Annotated in this window: 15 protein-coding genes and 1 tRNA gene; 7 read left to right on the top strand and 9 right to left on the bottom strand. The window is 66.6% G+C overall.

The features are described 5' to 3' along the window. Positions 1-16: 16 nt before the first annotated feature. From ACTICP_RS01230 to ACTICP_RS01205, 6 genes are read right to left on the bottom strand one after another with little or no spacing between them, the layout of a single operon-like run. Positions 17-1,768 carry a protein kinase domain-containing protein gene (locus ACTICP_RS01230; RefSeq protein WP_441888704.1) on the bottom strand — a complete coding sequence of 584 codons (1,752 nt, stop codon included), beginning with the start codon at positions 1,766-1,768 and terminating at the stop codon, positions 17-19. Continuing rightward, complete coding sequence (locus ACTICP_RS01225) at positions 1,765-3,219, bottom strand: peptidoglycan D,D-transpeptidase FtsI family protein (protein ID WP_441888702.1); 1,455 nt, start codon at positions 3,217-3,219, stop codon at positions 1,765-1,767. The genes ACTICP_RS01230 and ACTICP_RS01225 overlap by 4 nt, the downstream gene beginning before the upstream one ends. Then, entirely contained in the window at positions 3,216-4,601 is a 1,386-nt protein-coding gene (locus tag ACTICP_RS01220; protein WP_441888700.1) for an FtsW/RodA/SpoVE family cell cycle protein, read from the bottom strand. The genes ACTICP_RS01225 and ACTICP_RS01220 overlap by 4 nt, the downstream gene beginning before the upstream one ends. Next, positions 4,598-5,959 (bottom strand): PP2C family protein-serine/threonine phosphatase, encoded by a 1,362-nt coding sequence (locus tag ACTICP_RS01215; RefSeq protein WP_441888698.1) that lies wholly within the window; start codon positions 5,957-5,959, stop codon positions 4,598-4,600. The genes ACTICP_RS01220 and ACTICP_RS01215 overlap by 4 nt, the downstream gene beginning before the upstream one ends. 7 nt (positions 5,960-5,966) lie before the next feature. Next, positions 5,967-6,485, bottom strand: coding sequence for an FHA domain-containing protein FhaB/FipA (locus ACTICP_RS01210; protein ID WP_441888696.1), 519 nt, complete (start codon positions 6,483-6,485; stop codon positions 5,967-5,969). After that, positions 6,482-7,165: an FhaA domain-containing protein gene (locus ACTICP_RS01205; protein ID WP_441888694.1), complete on the bottom strand. Its 684-nt coding sequence runs from the start codon at positions 7,163-7,165 to the stop codon at positions 6,482-6,484. Before ACTICP_RS01205 ends, ACTICP_RS01210 begins: the two co-directional genes overlap by 4 nt. A 280-nt stretch (positions 7,166-7,445) precedes the next feature. On the opposite strand from ACTICP_RS01205, the gene ACTICP_RS01200 reads away from it, so the two are divergent. Further along, a tRNA-Leu gene (locus ACTICP_RS01200) sits at positions 7,446-7,528 on the top strand. A gap of 79 nt (positions 7,529-7,607) precedes the next feature. Here the strand turns inward: ACTICP_RS01200 and ACTICP_RS01195 are convergent. Then, positions 7,608-8,891: a tyrosine-type recombinase/integrase gene (locus tag ACTICP_RS01195; RefSeq protein ID WP_441888692.1), complete on the bottom strand. Its 1,284-nt coding sequence runs from the start codon at positions 8,889-8,891 to the stop codon at positions 7,608-7,610. A gap of 67 nt (positions 8,892-8,958) precedes the next feature. Further along, positions 8,959-9,519, bottom strand: coding sequence for a helix-turn-helix domain-containing protein (locus ACTICP_RS01190; RefSeq protein WP_346057766.1), 561 nt, complete (start codon positions 9,517-9,519; stop codon positions 8,959-8,961). A 103-nt stretch (positions 9,520-9,622) separates the two neighbouring features. Here ACTICP_RS01190 and ACTICP_RS01185 point away from each other — a divergent pair, with 103 nt between their 5' ends. The 4 genes from ACTICP_RS01185 (at position 9,623) to ACTICP_RS01170 (ending at position 10,882) form a co-directional block, all read left to right on the top strand. Further along, a complete protein-coding gene (locus tag ACTICP_RS01185) occupies positions 9,623-9,832 on the top strand; it encodes a helix-turn-helix domain-containing protein (RefSeq protein ID WP_346057765.1) in 210 nt (69 codons plus the stop codon). A 94-nt stretch (positions 9,833-9,926) separates the two neighbouring features. Continuing rightward, the gene (locus ACTICP_RS01180) at positions 9,927-10,160 is read left to right on the top strand and encodes a hypothetical protein (protein WP_208098290.1); all 234 of its coding nucleotides are present in this window, start codon (positions 9,927-9,929) and stop codon (positions 10,158-10,160) included. A 5-nt stretch (positions 10,161-10,165) separates the two neighbouring features. Continuing rightward, positions 10,166-10,435, top strand: a complete 270-nt coding sequence (locus ACTICP_RS01175; protein ID WP_208098291.1) for a hypothetical protein — start codon at positions 10,166-10,168, stop codon at positions 10,433-10,435. A gap of 9 nt (positions 10,436-10,444) precedes the next feature. Further along, positions 10,445-10,882: a protein-tyrosine phosphatase family protein gene (locus ACTICP_RS01170; RefSeq protein ID WP_341783080.1), complete on the top strand. Its 438-nt coding sequence runs from the start codon at positions 10,445-10,447 to the stop codon at positions 10,880-10,882. Between the two features lie 16 nt (positions 10,883-10,898). On the opposite strand, the gene mobF is transcribed toward ACTICP_RS01170, so the two are convergent. Beyond that, complete coding sequence (gene mobF, locus ACTICP_RS01165) at positions 10,899-14,348, bottom strand: MobF family relaxase (RefSeq protein WP_441888852.1); 3,450 nt, start codon at positions 14,346-14,348, stop codon at positions 10,899-10,901. A 218-nt stretch (positions 14,349-14,566) separates the two neighbouring features. Here mobF and chrA point away from each other — a divergent pair, with 218 nt between their 5' ends. Both chrA and ACTICP_RS01155 read left to right on the top strand, forming a co-directional pair. Further along, positions 14,567-15,781, top strand: coding sequence for a chromate efflux transporter (gene chrA, locus ACTICP_RS01160; RefSeq protein WP_441888688.1), 1,215 nt, complete (start codon positions 14,567-14,569; stop codon positions 15,779-15,781). Positions 15,782-15,853: 72 nt separating this feature from the next. Then, positions 15,854-17,812 carry a heavy metal translocating P-type ATPase gene (locus ACTICP_RS01155; RefSeq protein ID WP_441888686.1) on the top strand — a complete coding sequence of 653 codons (1,959 nt, stop codon included), beginning with the start codon at positions 15,854-15,856 and terminating at the stop codon, positions 17,810-17,812. The last annotated feature ends 1 nt before the right edge of the window (position 17,813 follow it).

Below are 17,813 nucleotides of genomic sequence, written 5' to 3'. Positions count from 1 at the left end.
TGTGATCAAGGCTACTTCAGCCTTCCGGGAGTTCGCCCTCATCTTCCGGCGGCTCGGTGGCTTCGGGCGTGATGGCGACGGACATCTGCGGCGAGGGACCAGACTCGCGCTGGCCGCCGTCGCCCGAGCAGGTGGCCGTGTAGGTGGCCGTCGCCTGCAGCCCGCCTTCCCCCAGCGTGATATCCGCCGTGCGGGTTCCGGGATCGAAGGCTCGCGCGGTGCTGCCGTCGGCGAACGTCGCGTTGGTGATCGTGACGTTGTAGCCGCTGAGGGTTCCCGTGCCGCTCGGGCACGTGAAGTTCGTCCAGTTCAGCGTCACCGTACCGCCCGCAACCGGGTCGCCGGAGATCGTCGGTGCGCTCTGCGGATCACCGATCTGCACGCGGTCGCCGAACAGGGTGAGGGTGATCGCGGCACCCTGCTCGAGCTCGCCGCGCGGGTTGACCGACTCGACGGTTCCTACCTGTTCGTCGGAGGAGGCCGCAGTCGACCCGGTCTCGCACACCGGAGCGAGGCCGGCCTCGCTCGCCCGCGCCGACGCCTCGTCGCAGCTCAGACCCACGAGCCCGAGGCTGTCCACGTTGATGCGGGTCGGCTCGGGAACCGGTTCGCTCGTGGTCGGCTTCGGCGACTTCGTCGCGGTGGGCGATGAGTTGGTCGGGTCGGGTTCCGGCGATCCCTGATTCAGCAGCGCGAACACGGTGCCGCCGAGCACGATGACCAGCAGGGCGATCAGCGCGATGAGCGGCCAGGTCCACGGGCTGCGCTTCTTCTTTTTCTTCTCGTCGCCTTCACCGTCGCCTTCACCCTCGTCGTCGGTGGACACCTGGGCGGTGGTCGGCAGGATGCGGGTGGTGCCATCATCCCCGGTGGTGAGGAGGCGGGTGGCGTCGTCGCCCGCGATGCCACCGGTCGCGATCGCCGGCACCGCGATCGCCGCGGAGTTCAGGTCGCCGCGGCGCAGAGCCTGCGCGGCACGCGCGACGGTCGCCGAGGACGACGGGCGGTCGCTCGGCTTCTTGGCGATCATCGCCATGACGAGGTTCTGCACCGGGATCGGCACCGTCGGCGGCAGCGGCGGGGCCTGCTCGTTGATCTGCGCCATCGCGATCGCGACCTGCGACTCGCCCGTGAACGGGCGCTTGCCTGCGAGGCACTCGTAAGCGACGATGCCCAGCGAGTACGTGTCGGTCGCCGGGGATGCCGGGTGGCCGGAGGCCTGCTCGGGCGAGAGGTACTGCACGGTTCCCATGACCTGGCCGGTGGCGGTCAGCGGCACCTGGTCGGCGATGCGGGCGATGCCGAAGTCGGTGATCTTGACCCGGCCGTCCGGGGTGATCAGCAGGTTTCCGGGCTTGATGTCGCGGTGCACGAGGCCGGCGGCGTGCGCGGCCTGCAGAGCCGAAGCCGTCTGGGCGACGATGTCGAGGGTTTTGTCGGAGCTCAACGACCCTTCGCGCTCGATGATCGTGGAGAGCGCCTCACCGGGCACGAGCTCCATGACGAGGAAAGCACTGCCGTTCTCCTCGCCGTAGTCGAAGACGCTGGCGATGCCTTCATGATTGACCAGTGCGGCATGCCGGGCCTCGGCGCGGAAGCGCTCGAGGAATCCCGGATCCCCCATGTACTCGTCCTTGAGGATCTTGATGGCGACGGTTCGTCCGATGACGTGGTCCGTGGCCTCCCAGACCTCGCCCATGCCACCGATCGCGATACGCGACTGAAGCTCGTATCGCCCACCGAACGACACACCCTGCGTCGGCCTCATCTGTTAAGCACCGCCTCAATGATCCTCTTCGCGATCGGGGCGGCGAGCGTATCACCGGATCCCGACTGTCCCATACCGCCGCCGTTGTCGACGACGACCGCCACTGCGACCTGTGGATCGTCCGCCGGCGCGAAGCCGGTGAACCACAGTGTGTACGGTTCGTCGCCGTCGTTCTCTGCCGTTCCCGTCTTACCGGCAACGTCGATCCCGTCTATTCTTGCACCCTGAGCCGCGCCGTTTGCGACGCTCGCCACCATGGCCGCGGTCACGTCGTCCGCATCGTCCGCCTCCACGGCACGGCCGAACTCCTCGTCCGCGTACTCGCGGACGGTGGAGAGGTCGTTGCCGATCACAGCATCCACGAGGCGCGGCTTCATGACCATGCCGTCATTGGCGAGTCCGGCCGAGATCATCGCCACCTGTGTGGCGGTCGCGGTGACCTGGCCCTGGCCGAAGCCGGTCAGCGCCGTCTGGGCGTCATCGAGAGAGCGCGGGTAGCTCGACGCAGACACCGTCAGGGGCGTCGTGTGCTCCTGATTGAAGCCGAACTTCTCGGCCATCTCGAAGATCGTCTCGCTGCCGAGCTCCACAGCGAGCTCGGCCATCGGAATGTTGCAGCTGAGCTTGATCGCCTCGGCGATCGTGACGGTGCTGCCGGAGCCGCAGGTGCCGCCCCAGGCGTTGGAGACCTGCGACGACGATCCGGGCAGCGTGTAGCGGGCGGGGTTGGGCAGGGTCGAGTCGGGATTCCAGTCGCCGGTGGCGTACGCCGCGGCGGCCACGAGGATCTTGAAGGTCGACCCCGGCGGGTTCACCTCGTTCGTCGCCGCGTTGACCAGCGGGTTCGGCTTGAGGGCGTCCAGGGCGTTGTAGGCCTCCTCGGCCTGCGAGGCGCTGTGGACGGCGAGCTCGTTGGCGTCGTAGCCGGGGGTGGAGAGCATCGCGAGAACGCGTCCGGTGGACGGCTCGATCGCGACCGCGGCGCCCTCCATATCGCCGAACGCCTCGTACGCCGCCTGCTGGGCGGCCGGGTCGAGGGTCAGCTCAGCGCTGAAGCCGCGCTGCGGCTGACCCGAGACGATGCGCTCGATCTCGGAGAGGAAGGCGCTGGCACCCGTGCCGGACAGGTCGGCGTTCAGAGCGTTCTCGATGCCGGTCGACGATTGCAGCGCCGGATTGAAGAAGCCGGTGACCGAGGACCACATCGGCGAATCGGAGTACACCCGCTGGTACTGGTACTCGTCGTCGGCGGGCACCGAGGTGACGATGGGCGAGCCGCCCGCGATGATCGACCCGCGCTGGATCTCGTAACTGTCCATCAGCGAGCGCGTGTTGTGGTCGGTCTGGGCGAGCGTGTCGGCCTGGACGACCTGGATCCAGCTGGTCGCCACGAACAGCGACAGGAACATGAACAGCAGCACGACGCTGAGACGGCGGATCTCTTTCGTCATCCGATCACCACCCTCGGCTGACGGCGCACGCCGTCTGAGATGCGCAGCAGCAGTGCCACGATGAGCCAGTTCGCGACCAGCGATGAGCCGCCGGCGGCGAGGAAGGGGGTGGTGAGCCCGGTCAGCGGGATCACCCGCGTCACGCCCCCGACCATGATGAACACCTGCAGGGCGATCGTGAACGACAGGCCGGTCGCGAGCAGCTTGCCGAAGTCGTCCTGGCCGGCGATGCCGATCCGGATGCCGCGGCTGGCGAACACCATGTACAGGCACAGGATCGCGAACAGGCCGATGAGGCCGAGCTCCTCACCGAGGCTGGGGATGATGTAGTCGCTCTCGGCGAGCGGGGTGACCTGGGGACGACCCTGGCCGAGGCCCGTGCCGATGAGGCCGCCGTGGGCGAGTCCGAAGATGCCCTGCACGAGCTGGAAGCCGGATCCGCTGGGGTCGACGACGTCGAAGTCGAAGGCGTACAGCCAGTTCGTGAAGCGCCCGTGCACGTAGGGGAGGATCTGGGTCGCGGCGGCGACGCCCGCAGCAACCATCGCGAGGCCGATGAGCACCCAGCTCGTCTTGCCGGTGGCGACGTACAGCATCGCGATGAACAGGCCGAAGATGAGCATGCCGGTGCCGAGGTCGCGCTGGATGACGATGATCCCCAGAGAGATCAGCCACACGACGATGACGGGCCCGAGCTCGCGCATGCGCGGCCAGGTGATGCCGAGGACCTTCTTGCCGACCGAGGTGAGGCTCTCGCGAGTGCGGACGAGATAACCGGCGAAGAAGATCGCCAGGCAGATCTTGGCGATCTCGCCGGGCTGGAAGGAGAAGATCCCGCCGATCGAGACCCACACGTCGGCGTTCGCCTCGCTGACGCCGAGGCCGGGGATGAATGGCAGGAGCAGGAGCAGGATGCCGGCGAGCCCGAACAGGTACGTGTATCGGAACAGGATCCGGTAGTTGCGCAGCAGGATGACGGTGGCGATGGCCCCGGCGAGGGAGATCGCCGTCCACACCAGCTGCCTGGTCGACGCTGCCGTCCAGCCGGTGAAGCCCTCGGCGATGTCGATGCGGTAGATCATCGCGATGCCCAGGCCCGTGAGGAGCGTCGCGATCGGCACGACGAACGGGTCGGCATCGGAGGCCACGACCCGCAGCACGAAGTGCAGGGCGAAGGCCAACACGGCCATGCCGCCGCCGATGAAGAGGATGAACGGATCGATGAACCCGAGTGCGCCCAGCTGCACCAGGGCGAGCGCGGCACCGCTGATGGCGCAGGCGAACAGCAAGAGCCAGAACTCGCGGTTGCGCTGCGTCTGCGGCAGCCGCATGCGCTTGAGAGCCTTGATGACCGCGGTGTCTGCGGCGACGTCGGTGGTCATCCGATCACCTCCCCGACAGGGTCGGCGGGCGCGTCGGCCGGGGCGCCGACGGGGGTGGAGGTCGGCGCGGGTGTCGGAGTCGATGTCGGCTTCGGCGTGGGTGACGGCGTGGACATGTCGTCGGTCACCGCCTCTTCACCGGCGCGCAGACGCTCGACGATCGCCATGGCGTCGGCAAGCGAGCGGGCGTTGATGGTGCGCTCCACGGATGAGCGCTGGTACGGCGGCAGGTTCGCCAGCAGGATGCCGGTGTCCTCGATCTCGGTGGACAGCGTGATCGGGCCGATGCTCTGCTGCACGCCCTGGAAGATCACGACGCTGTCCTCGTCGGCGCCGACGAAGTAACGCGTCTGGGTCCAGCTGTAGGCGAGGATCCCAGCGCCGGTGAGGGCGAGGACGACGACCACGAGCGCGGCGACCCATCCGATCCGGCGCCTTCGGGCGCGGCGGCGGTCCTCTTCGATGAGCTCTTCGAGATAGTCGGCTGCCGGTTCGAAATGCGACGGCTCGTTCGCGGCTTGGCGCACCGGATGCAGCCAGCTCGGGCGGCTCGCGCGCGCTGCGGGGATGAGCACGCCCGAGGGAGCGGATGCCGCCCCGACGATGGTGGCAGTGCCGGAGGAGAGCGGGTGTTGCCCGCCGACGTCCACGAGCACGACGGTGACGTTGTCGGGGGCGCCGCCGTCAAGGGCCTGCTTGAGCAGGTTGTCTGCCGTGCGGCCGGGGGTGAGATCGAGACGCATCGCCTTGAGGATGTGTGCGTCGTCGACGACGCCGGAGAGTCCGTCGGAGCAGAGCAGCCAGCGGTCGCCGGGGAGCGTCGGCATCACGAAGAGGTCGAGCTCAGGGTCGTTGTCCATGTCGCTGAGCACGCGCATGAGCACCGAGCGGCGGGGGTGGAAGCGCGCCTCTTCCGGGGTGATGCGCCCGGAATCGACGAGACGCTGCACGAAGGTGTGGTCGGCGGTGATCTGCGTCAGCTCGTCGTCGCGGTAGAGGTAGATGCGCGAATCGCCGATGTGACCGATGACGGCGTGGTCATCGACCATGACGATCGCGCTGACGGTGGTGCCGAGCCCGGCGAGCTCGGGGCGATCCTTGGCGGCGCGGATGAGGTCGCCCGCGGCGGTTGTCGCGGCGGCCTGGAGGGACGCCTGCGCGTCATCCGTGGACGCGAAGGCCTGGTCGAGCCGCTCGAGCTGCTGGATGGCGATGGTGGATGCCACGTCGCCGCCGGCGTGACCGCCCATGCCGTCGGCGACGGCGAACAGGTTCGCGCCGGCGTAGCCGGAGTCCTGGTTGTTGGACCGGACCTTCCCGGTGTGGGAGATCGCGGAGCTTGATCCTTCGAACACCATGCCGGTTTCAGGCTCGCAGCTCGAAGGTCGTGGCGCCGACCTTTACCGTGTCGCCGATGTTGATGGATGCCGGAGCGCTGCCCAGCCGCTTGCCGGAGAGGAATGTGCCGTTGGTGGAGTCGAGGTCCTGGATCGCCCAGGTGTCGCCGCGCAGCAGGAGCCGTGCGTGGTGGCTGGAGGTGTAGTCGTCGCGGATGACGAGCCCGGATTCGCTGGAGCGGCCGATCGTCATGGCGTCGGCGCCGAGAGGCAGTTCGAGCCCCGCCTTCGGGCCCGATGTGATGACGAGGTTCGAGACGCTGCTCGTGGTGGCGGGGGAGCCGGCTTTTCCGCCGCGGGAGGCGGGCTTGGGCTTTGCCACCGGTGCGGGTGCGGCGACGGGGGCGCCGCTGGCGGCCTCTGCGGGCAGCTTTCGCACCTTGACGCCGAACAGGTCTGCGCGCAGCGAGTAGACGACACCGAACACGAAGAACCACAGCAGCACCAGAAAGCCGATGCGCAGCAGCAGGAGGACCAGTTCGCTCATCGATCGACTCCTTCTGCGGCGACGGCGACGACACGGAAGACGAGGTCGGTGCGCCCGATCGTGATCGTGGTGTCGCTGGGCATCGGCGCTTCGCGCACCTTCTGACCGTTGACCTTGGTGCCGTTGGTGGAGCCCAGGTCGTGCATCATGGCGCGCTCGCCGTCCCAGAGGATCTCGACGTGCTTGCGGCTGGATCCGGCATCCGTGATCGTGATGTCGGCGTCGCTGCCGCGGCCGATGACCGTGCGCGCACGCGCGAGGGAATGGCGCTGTCCATCGACGTCGATGACGGCCTGCCACGTCACGCGTCCCTCGACGGTGCCCGAGTTCACGCGCACCGTGCCGGTGGAGACCTTCTCGTCGGATTCGATGGCGATCGTCAGGGGGCCGGCAAAGCTGTATCCCTGTGCCTTCGCATGCTGCGTGAGCAGGGCGTGCAGTTCATCGGTGAGCGCTCCGCCGAGTGCGTGCATGCGCTCGTAGTCGTCTGCGCTCAGGCGCACGACGTAGCTGTTGGGCGTGATGATGCGGTCGCGGCTGACGACTGCGGCCTTGATATCGGCCTCGCGGCGGATCGCCGATGCGATCTCTACCGGTTGGATGCCGCTGCGGAAGGTCTTGGCGAAAGCGCCGTTAACGGCGCGCTCAAGACCCTTCTCAAAGCTGTCAAGTAGTCCCACTGGGCTCCTCTGGCATGGCGGCGGTAGACATATCGTAGCCAGGTGACCTGGATATGTGCCCGTCGGGCAGCCTAATGCCCGTCGGCAAAGGTCCCTCCGCGGGTCGTTGAGTGAGCGGATACAGGAACTCTCCGCGGGTCGTTGAGCGAGCCGAAGGCGAGACGAAACGGGCTGAGCGAGCCGAAGGCGAGACGAAGCCTCCGCCCTCCCCACCCGATGCAAACCCACCCCCACCCCCGTGATATCCTCGTGAAGTTGAGTTCTTAGGAACGAGACGCTCGCGCGAGTGGCGGAATGGTAGACGCGCTGGCTTCAGGTGCCAGTGTCCTTATGGACGTGGGGGTTCAAGTCCCCCCTCGCGCACGAATGGAAAATGGCCTCTGACCTGGGGTTTAGATCACCAGGTTGGGGGTCATTTTCGTGCCATGTGCTGAGATATGTGCTAAGCGTTCCCGAGATGGGCCGCGAAGCGGTCTGCTGCGGCTTTCTGCATCGTCGGGGTGACATGGCTGTAGATGTTCATCGTGGTGGTGATGGTGGAGTGCCCGAGGCGCTCTTGCACCACCTTGGGATGCTCGCCCAACTCCAACAGGAGTGTGGCGTGCGTGCGGCGCAGCCCCTTGATCGTGACCCTGGGGAGCGTCTTGTGTACCGTGGCGGTCCACTTCATGCGGCGATCCCACCGGCTCGTCATGGCGTCGGGCGAGCGGAGCTTGCCCTCGTCGTCACCGAAGACGTAGGCGTCGGCTTTGGCGAGGTCGAACGACACTTCGGCACGTGCGACCTTGTAGGAGGCGAGCACTTTGAGGGTCGCGGCGTCCACGTCGATCACGCGGGCGTTGCCCGTCTTCGTGGTCTTGGTGGTCGTCCAGTCCTCCGTGTTCACCGCCCGCCGGATGCTCACCCGCCCGGTTCTGGCGTTCACGTCGTTCCACTTCAACGCCAGCGCCTCGCTGCGCCGCATCCCCGTGTAGGCGATGAGTCGCCACAGCGGGAACAGCTCGTCTTTCAACTCGTCACGGTTCCAAGCGAGGAACGTGGCGAGCTGGTCGCCCGTCCACGTCACGATTTCCGGTTTCTGTGCGCGTACCTGCGAGGACTTGGGCGCGTTCACCGTGCGCTTCTTCTTCGCCGGGTTCACACTCAGCAGTCCGTCGTCTATCGCTGCGTCGAGCATCGCTCCGAGGACAACATGCACCTTGTGGATGCTGTTGGCCGACAACGGTTGCCCCTTGCCGTATTCGTCCTTGCGACCTGATTGTTCCAACTGGCGGTAGTGCGCGCCGATGCGGGTGGCGGTGAGCTTGTCGATCCTGATCTTCCCGAGGTCGGGCGTGATGTGGTTGCGGATGATCTTCCGGTACCCCTTGATCGTGGAATCAGCCAACCGCAGCGACGACGCCCAATCCTCGGCATACACCGCGATGGTCGGGGTTTTGCCTTGGAACTTCTCGTTCCGTGCCCGCTTCTTGAGCGCTTCGGTGAGCGCGGCCTGTGCTTCTTCGAGGTCGGTGAACCCGCCACGGGTCAACCGCTTCTCGCCCAGCTCGGGCTTCTCGGGGTCGATGAGCACATAGATCTGGAACTTCCACCGCTTCCCCTTACGGGTCTGATAGTCGCCCAGCGAACCCGCGTGCCGCGACCTCGAACGCCGCTGCTGTCTCTGTGTCACCCCCTCAGCGGGGTCTGCCACCACACTCGGCGGCGGGTCGTTGACTTGTGCCATAGCCCGGCTCCTTTTTCTCCTTGGGTTCACCCGCACCCCTGCGACACGGGTAGCTCTGCGACCCGGCTTACTCGAATGTGAGGGAAGCGTTCGGGTCGATCTGCAACAGCCTGCCGGTGGCCTCGGCTTCGCGTGCGGTCTGCCGGTCGTAGCGCTGCTGGTACACCTCGCGCGGGGTGACACCAACCTGGCCACGGTCGTACTTGGCGAGCATTTCCTCAGCCCAGTGCCCGGAACTGATCGCCAGGAACCGCTGCTCTTTCCAGTAGCGCACGAGGTCGTCGGTGGTGAGCTTCACGCTGCCTGCGACCCAGGCCTGTATCTCTTCGGGAATGAACAACTCCGGCACCCCCGTGAGCGTCACGGCCTCTGCGGGCGGGGTGAGCAACGCGGCGGGGGTGGTGCGGAAGATATAGGCGAGGGCGGTGAGGTCATCCACGTCCACGCGCCGGTCGCCGTTCTCGATCTTGCTGATCCCCGACGGGGCGAGCTTCCGGCCCGCCTCGGTCATGAGGCGGGCGGCGGTGCGCACGTCCATGCCGATGGCCTGGCGCGCGGTGCGGATGTTCTGGGCGACGTGCTCGTGGGTGATGCCAGCGGGATTCCCCCGCACTCTCTCTGTTTCCATACTAGGAACGTATATGCCGACTCTTGACTCGTCAAGTTCCATGATGTACTTTATTGGGATCATATGAATCTTGTTTAGGAACGGCTGGTGTGTGATGAGATCGGTGACGGTGACCCTGGATGATCTGCGGGCCTCGCGCAGCGCGGTCGTAACACGCGCGGAGGCAGCAGCGGCACTCGGCGTTGATCCGCGCACGATCACCGCGAGCATCGAGAACGGGGCTATCCCCTCCGTGAGACTCGGCCGTCGGGTCGTGATCCCGCGCGAGAAGTTCCTGCGCCTCTTCGACGCCGACGACACCCCCACGACGTAAAACTCTGCGGCGGTGCCGAATCGGCACACCCGCGCTATCTGAGTATTCACCCCGCCCACTCGACAAGGTAACTTGCGGCAAGTAAACTTGTGACATGGAATCAGACCCGCTCATCCTTGACAGTGCCCACCGGCACGGCGTCACGGATGCGGCGATGCTCCATGCGCTCCGTTACCCAGTCCGGCACTTCGTGCAAGACGACGCGATGACCATGTTCATCGGCCCCGACGAGACCGGAACCCTGGTCGAAGTCGGAGTCATCGAATGGCACGGCATCATCGCTATCGCTCACGCGATGCGTCCGGCCCGATCCAAGTATTTGAGGTGAACATCATGGCTCCACGCTCTATCGAAGACATCAAGGCACGCGCCGACGAGTTCGCGGACGCGTTCGAGAACTACGACCCCAAGCCCGGCGACGCCGACGCTCCGCTGCCCCCAGTCATGGCGGTCAAGCTCGCCGCCTGGCGGCGCGACTCCGCAGAACGAGAACTCGCCGAAGCGGTACGCACCGCACGCGAACAGCGGCTCTCCTGGCGCGAGGTCGGTGAAGCGATCGGCACCAGCGGCGAAGCCGCCCGCCAACGCTACGCCAGCGCCTAAGCTCTGCTCGTGGGGCGATGGGAGCCGGGTGGCGGCATTGTCGAGTTACCCGATGGTCGCCGCGTTCGAGGTCGCGGGCTTCGCGCGGCGCGCCATGACACCCTCGATCCTGAGTTCGGGGTCTATCTGACGGGTCGCGCTCCCCGTGTCGGAGATTGGCCGCACCAATGGGTGCGATGGCGTGACTTCCGACGACCGGACGGGACCCCGGAGACAGTCGCGGCGCTTCGTGAAGCGTATGAGCGAGCCGCCACGGAGCGAGTCGAGATTGCCTGCGGTGGGGGTATCGGGCGCACGGGAACCGCATTAGCCGTGCTTGCGGTGATGAGCGGTGTTCCCGCGAGCGATGCCGTTGCCTGGGTGCGAGCGCACTACCACCCGCACGCGGTAGAGACTCGCGGGCAACGACGCTGGGTGAGCGAAGTCGCAGCCGCCCTCATCGACTGACGCGAACGGCGTCGGCTCACAGGCCGCGCGCCGGGCCGCTCTGCGGGGGCGTGTGGCGGTACCCGTAGTCGTAGCGGCTGGCGCGCTCCTGCGCCGCCCGTCGGGCTTCTTCGCGGGCGGCTTCGGCGGCTCGGGTCTGCCCGATCCGCGCGACCGCCTCGGCGGGCGTGAGCGAGCGCAGTAGCTCGGCCTCTGCGCGTGCGTACTTCGCCGTCTGAGCGGCGCTGGTGGCGCGCTGTGCGGGGTTGGTGCTCAGGTAGGCGTCGCGGTTGCGGAGGACGCGCTCTGCGCCGAAGACGCGACCGAACGCCGCCAAGCGTGCGGTCTGTGCCCGCTCGGGCCTGCTCAGGACTTCATCACGCGCCGCCCCGTGTGCTTGCTCTGCTTGGATCAGGCGCGGGTCGGTGTTGATCTTCGGGCGGGTGACTCGCTCTACCCAGGCATCGGGGCGTTCGTTCCACCTCGGCGGCTCGCCCCACTCGTTCGCCAACTGCTGGCGCACGTCATAGGTTCGCGCCTTGGCGCTATCCTGCTCGTCGCGGGCGCGCCGCCTACCGAACCACGACGCGGCCCGCATTTGCTCGCCTGCCATCTGCTCGGCGGCTTCGGCCTGCTGCCATTCGGCAAGTGCCGTCCTCGCCGCCGAGACGATGGGCGCAGTGACCTCGACGCGCACCTGCTCGGCGCGCGACCTCGCCTGCCGCTCAGTCTTGCTTGCCGCTTCGCGTATCGCTGTCTCGCGCTGGTTCAGGTCAGCAAGAGCAGCGCCGATCTGCTGCCAGCGTTCGGCCTGCGCCTCAGCAGTCACCGCCCGTTGCATGAGCGCGGCTATCTCGTCGCTCACGAACTGCGCCGGGCCGTGCTCGATGAGCCCGGCGACTTCCTCGGCCGCGCGACGGGTCGCGTCGGCAAGGCCACGGTCGGCCCGGTCGCGTTCCATCGCCGCCACGAACTGCACTCGCGCTTGATCCAAGTCCTCGGCCACGACATGCAACAGATTCGACTCGCGGCCTCTCGTCATGCCGACATAGACGCTCGCGGCGCTGGTCGAGCCCGTGAGGATCGTGTGCGAGGCGGGCACGGTCGCGCCCTGCACCCCGTAAGAAGTCGCCGCGTACGACAGATGGGCGTGCTCGGCCACATACTCGGCAGGCAGGCGCACGGTGCGCGGTCGCTTCCGCCCGCTCCCTGCTTCCCTTGCGGTGACGGTGCCGTCGTCTGCGACATGCTGCACGATCCACTGCTGCCGGTTCGCCACCCCCAAGCGGGTGTTGTTCTTGCGGGTTTGGATCAGGTCGCCCGCGCCGATGGGGAGGCCATCGTTCCCGTAAGCAGTGCTGCGGTCGTCGACCTCGCCGCGTGCCACGCGCTTGTCGCGAATACTCGAGTTCACGGCGCGCGCCTCGTCGTTCGAGGTCCCCGTCACAGCTTCGTCGTTCTGCCGCTCCTGGGCGATGTGCTCTCTCAACTCATCGCCGCCCGTATGGAGGCGCACAAGCCCAAGTTCTGCGAGCTGGTCGAAGACCGCGCCGGGATTCCTGCCGTCGCGCATCTGCAACGTGACCTCGGCATAGGCGGGATCGGCGAAACGGTGAACTTCGGCCATGTCGAACGTGCGCCCTCTGAGCTGCGCGGCCATGTCGAGCACCCCGCCGCGCCCGACGGCTGCGAGCTGCGCACGATCCCCAACCAGCGCGACCGTCGCACCTGCCTCGGCGCAGACGGTCAGCAGGGCGATTGCGGTGTCTTGGTCGAGCATCCCCGCCTCGTCAACGATGACCCGCTCGCCGTGTGCGAGCCGCGCGCTTTCGGATGGGCCGCGATAGGCGTTGCCGGTCTCGGGGTCAGTGTCGCCCGGCGCGAGGCGCGACCATACGCCGTCACGATTCCACCGCCACCCGTGCGCATGCACGAGCGCCGCAACGCTCGCAGTCGGCACCCCGAGTTCGTCGCGCGCCACCAGTGCGGCACGCTTCGTCGGCGCAACCACCCGCGACGGCCTACCCTGCTCGGCCGCGACTTCGATTACAACGCCGAGCATCGTTGTCTTCCCTGCGCCCGCTGCTCCCTCAACGATCACCAACGGGTCGGCGGATGCGACGGCAGCGGCGGCGCGCTCCTGCCCCGCATCAAGACCCCGCGCCTCGGCCGCTGCGCGCACGTCAGCGGGTTTCGGCTCGCGGTCTGGCACTCGTGCGGCGATCAGGTCGCGCAGTTCCGTCTCGGCCTGCACCACGCGCAGGCTCGTGAGGTGCGCCACATGCTCCGGCGTCGGCGCACCTGGCGCGAGTACCGAGAAGCAGTCTTCGAGCGCGAGGCGTGTTGCAGCGGTGATGAGGTCGCGCAACTCTTGGCTGGTTGCGCGCACCCCGGCCTCGGTGATGATCTGGGTTGCATGCTCCTGCACCGTATGGCGATTCCACGCCGATGCGCCAGCCGCGCAACGATCCAAGGCGCGCGAGGCGATCCGCTGCACCGATAGCTCGTCCGGCGACGCCGGCACAGGGCGTGCAGGCCGGCGCAGCGTTGCGGGGTCGTAGCCGGCTTCTCGGAGTTCGGTCAGCCAGGCTTCCTCTTCCCTGAGCGTGGTCGGCTTCTTCGCGGGCCGTTCGTGCGCCCATGCCTGCGCCGTGAGCCGCGATAATACGACCGGCCCCATCGTCTCACCAGGGTGCGCCGCGTTCCATTCGGCTTCGAGCCGGTTCAGGTTCCGATGCACCTGCTCACCCCGCTTGCTCATCAAGGCGTTGAACGGCTCCAACTCGACTACCTCGCCGGTAACGGGGTCGAGCGTGAGGCCGTGACGATCCAGCACCTCAGCAAGCTCCGGGTGCGCGGCGATGACCGCCGTGCCGAGAGCACGGATCGCGCCTTGCTGCTTGATGAGCGCCCCGGTATCGAGTGCGCGCCACTTCCCGACAGCCCACACCCTGGTGCCGATCTGCATGTGAATGTGCCGGTGCGGGTCACCAGCGCGCGACGTGCGGTGCGTAATCCCGACGACCTGCATGTACTCGACCGGCACGACCTCTTGCTTGCCGCGCCCGCCGACGCGAGTCACGGAGTGCTGGCCGAGCCACCGCTGAATCTCCGCCAGCGCGTCCTGCTGCGCACGATCCAACGCCTCAGACACGTCAGGGTGGAGGGCTGCTGCGATAGAGAGTGACTTCGGGCCGTTGATCGTCATTTCACCAAACCGCGCCGAACCCTGACGATCAGGGCCAGCCGCGCGGGGTCGCCCCATCCGCTCGCCCGTGTCGGGGTTGATCCAATCCACCCACCCGTTGTACTCCTCGCTACTCAGGTCACGGGCACTGACCGTCTCGCCTGTGGCGTCGAGCACCGCGTACTGGATGCCGCTGGTGCCGTCGCTGCGGTAGTAGTCGTCAGCACGCAGGCGGTCGGCCTCGACATAGCGCAGCGCATCAGCCCCGGTTCCCCGGAAGAAGACCACACCGCCATGCATCGCGCTCACCCTCCTTATGTTCCTAAACTAGCAACATATGTATCTACTAAAGTAGTGTACGTTCATTCAGAAGTCAGCAGAGCGATCTTAGAATCGCACTGTGCGACACGGAAGGTTCGCGTAAGTCGGTGACGGCTTCTGAGCCGCGAGTGAACACTGCGTGAATGCAGCGCGGCGAGTAGCGCCAGTCCCGGATGGTGCCCCATTCTGAGTAAGAAATGTTATCCGCAGAAGGTGGCCGTCGAACCGACTTTGGCGCGCCATTGCTGGTCCTTCTGGTGTTCTTGAGGTTAGGGTGCACGTCGTTCGGTGGCCCGGTCGCTCATCTTGGATATTTTCGAGCAGAGTTCGTCGAGCGACGCAGATGGCTGGGTGATCGCGCGTATGCGGATCTTGTCGCATTGTGCCAGTTTCTTCCCGGCCCGGCATCAAGCCAGGTCGGCATGGCGATCGGTTTGCAGAGAGCTGGAATACTCGGTCTTGTCGCGGCATGGCTCGGGTTCACACTGCCATCTGCGGTATTGCTGTTCGGGTTCGCGCTCGGCGTATCGACCCTTGGCGACGTATCGCAGGCTGGATGGGTGCTGGGCCTGAAGGCTGCGGCGGTCGCGGTCGTGGGTCATGCTGTGCTCGGGATGGCAAAGTCACTCACGCCTGATGCGCGACGAGCGACGATTGCTGTCGGGGTGCTCACTGTCGTGCTGCTCGTACCCGGCCCGCTGACGATGTTCGGCGCGATGGCCTTGGCCGGGATCGCGGGGTTCTTCGTCTGTCGATCCCCGAGCACGACCGAGAACGATGAACCGCGTTTCCGGGTGCGCCTGCGGCCCGCAGTCGGATGGTTGAGCCTGGCTGTGTTCGTCATGCTGCTCGCAGGGTTGCCGATTCTTGCTGTGTTCACCGGCAACGCCACGGTAGGCCTGATTGACACCTTCTATCGTGCGGGGTCGTTCGTGTTCGGCGGCGGGCATGTCGTGCTCCCGCTTTTGCAGGCTGAGACAGTGCAGACTGGACTGGTGGAGCCGGGTGCGTTCCTCGCGGGGTATGGTGCCGCGCAGGCGGTGCCAGGGCCGCTGTTCACCTTCGCCGCGTTTCTCGGAGCGGTCACCACGGGCGGCCCGAGTGGGCTGCTCGGCGCATCCATTGCGCTGCTCGCGATCTTTCTGCCGTCTGCGCTGCTCGTGATGGGGGTGCTGCCCTTCTGGGAGCGGTTGCGTCGTGCGCCGAGAGTGCAGCGTGTGCTGACGGGCGTGAACTCCGGAGTCGTCGGGCTGCTCGCCGCCGCGCTGTACGACCCCGTATTCACCGCGGGTGTCACGAACGCCGCATCACTCGTCGTCGCGGCACTCGCGTTTGTCGCACTCACGTCCTGGAAAACACCGGCATGGGCGGTAGTGCTCGGGGCCGCAGGAGCCGGGGCATTGCTGCTCTGAACGCGCTACGCGGATACTCAGGCGAGGCTGGCCTGCAATGCGAGAAGCGTGCCCGCCTGGGAGGATTGAAGCATGAGCCGTTTTTCATCTCTGGTCAGGGCATATCCACTCGTGATCGCAACACTGTTGGTGGCTATGATCGGGTTGGTTCTTTTAGCGACTCCGGCCATTGAGTCGGCCAGCTGGATTGTGGGTGCGTATGCGCTCGTGATTGCCGGGTGGGAGGCGGTCGGGATGATCCGGCAGCTCATCCGAGGGCACGCCGGGCTCGACATTCTTGCGGTGACGGCAATCACCGCTGCAGTGCTCGTTGGGGAGCCGTGGGCGGCGCTCGTGGTGGTGCTGATGCTCACCGGCGGGGCGGCCCTCGAAGATTACGCTGAGAACCGTTCGAAGCGGGAACTGACCGCGCTGCTGCGTAAGGCACCCCAGCAGGCCACGCGCATCCTCGCCCCAAGCGCACCCGGCGCGGACATGCACGGGCATACTGCCGAGGTCACGACCGAGGACATACCGGTCGAAGAAGTCGAGGTGGGTGATCTGTTGTTGGTGCGGCCGGGTGCACTCGTGCCTGTGGACTCGATCCTCGTCTCCGAGCACGCCGTGTTCGATGAGTCGTCATTGACCGGTGAAAGTCTGCCCGTTGAGCGTGACGCGGGAGAGAAAGTGTCGAGCGGTGCGGTGAATGGACAAGCCGCAGTCACCATGCGGGCTGCGGCTCCGGCCGCCGAGAGCGAGTATCAGCAGATTGTTCGGCTCGTCGAACAAGCCGCGGGGAGCAAAGCCAAAGTCGTGCGGCTCGCAGATCGGTACGCGGTGCCGTTCACAGTGCTCGCGCTCGTGATCGCCGGGATCGCGTGGGCGGTCAGTGGAGAGGCTGTCCGGTTTGCCGAGGTGCTGGTGGTGGCGACCCCATGCCCGCTGCTGATCGCCGCGCCGGTCGCGTTTCTCGGTGGCATGAGCCGTGCCGCGAGGTTCGGGCTGATCGTCAAGGGCGGCGGCACCCTCGAACAGCTTTCACGAGCCCGCTCGGCGGCATTCGATAAGACCGGCACCATCACTACCGGCAAGCCAGTGCTCGAACGCCTTCTGCCCGCCGACCGCGCCAGCGAAGACGAGCTGCTGCGTTTCGCAGCCTCAGCGGAGGTGTACTCCTCTCACGTGCTTGCGGACTCCGTCGTGCAGGCCGCGAAACAGCACGGCTTGTCGCTCGTCGAAGCCGAACATGCCGAGGAGATCGCGACAAACGGAGTCGCGGCTGTGTTCCGCACTCCTGACGCACCTGAGGCAGTGACGGTTCGTGTCGGCAAGCCCTCCTGGGTGCGCCACTCCGCGCCGGACCTCGTGCTGGCAGACCTTGCTCCAGGGGAACTCGCAATCTACGTCTCAGTCGATGGCCGTTTCGCCGGAGCCATCGTCATGCGCGACCAAGTGCGCGAAGAAGCAGCCCAGGCTCTCCGTCAGCTGAGCGCACTCGGTATCGAGCGTACGCTCATGGTCACCGGAGACGTTGCAGCCACCGCCGAACCCATCGCGCGGCGCCTTGGAATCAGCGAGGTGCACGCGGAGTGCCGCCCCGGCGACAAAGTTCGCATTGTCAGTAGCGTGCAGCCCCGCCCGCTCATCATGGTCGGTGACGGCCTCAACGATGCCCCGGTGCTCGCTGCTGCGGATATTGGCTTCGCAATGGGGGCGCGCGGTGCAACCGCAGCATCGGAGTCTGCGGACATCGTGAACCGCTACGACACGCTCTCGGCCCTGCCGCGCGCGGTGAGCATCGGCAAGGACACCGTGCGGATCGCACTGCAAAGCATCTGGCTCGGCATCATCATCAGCGTCGGCCTCATGCTCATCGCCGCCTTCGGGTTCCTCCCAGCACTCCTCGGCGCGTGGCTGCAAGAAGTCGTTGACCTGGTGGCCATCCTCGGCGCACTCCGTGCAGTCGGCCCACGATCTGAGCGAATCACACGATCATCACAAGTCGCATCGACGGAACAACTTCACTTCAGCACGACCCAAGACAGGAAATGAA

The sequence above is a fragment of the Microbacterium sp. genome (genome assembly GCF_052102115.1).
In the GTDB taxonomy this organism is placed as follows: Bacteria; Actinomycetota; Actinomycetes; order Actinomycetales; family Microbacteriaceae; genus Microbacterium.
The sequence above is the reverse complement of the archived record's forward strand: the minus strand, read 5'-3'. Positions and strand labels throughout refer to the sequence as shown.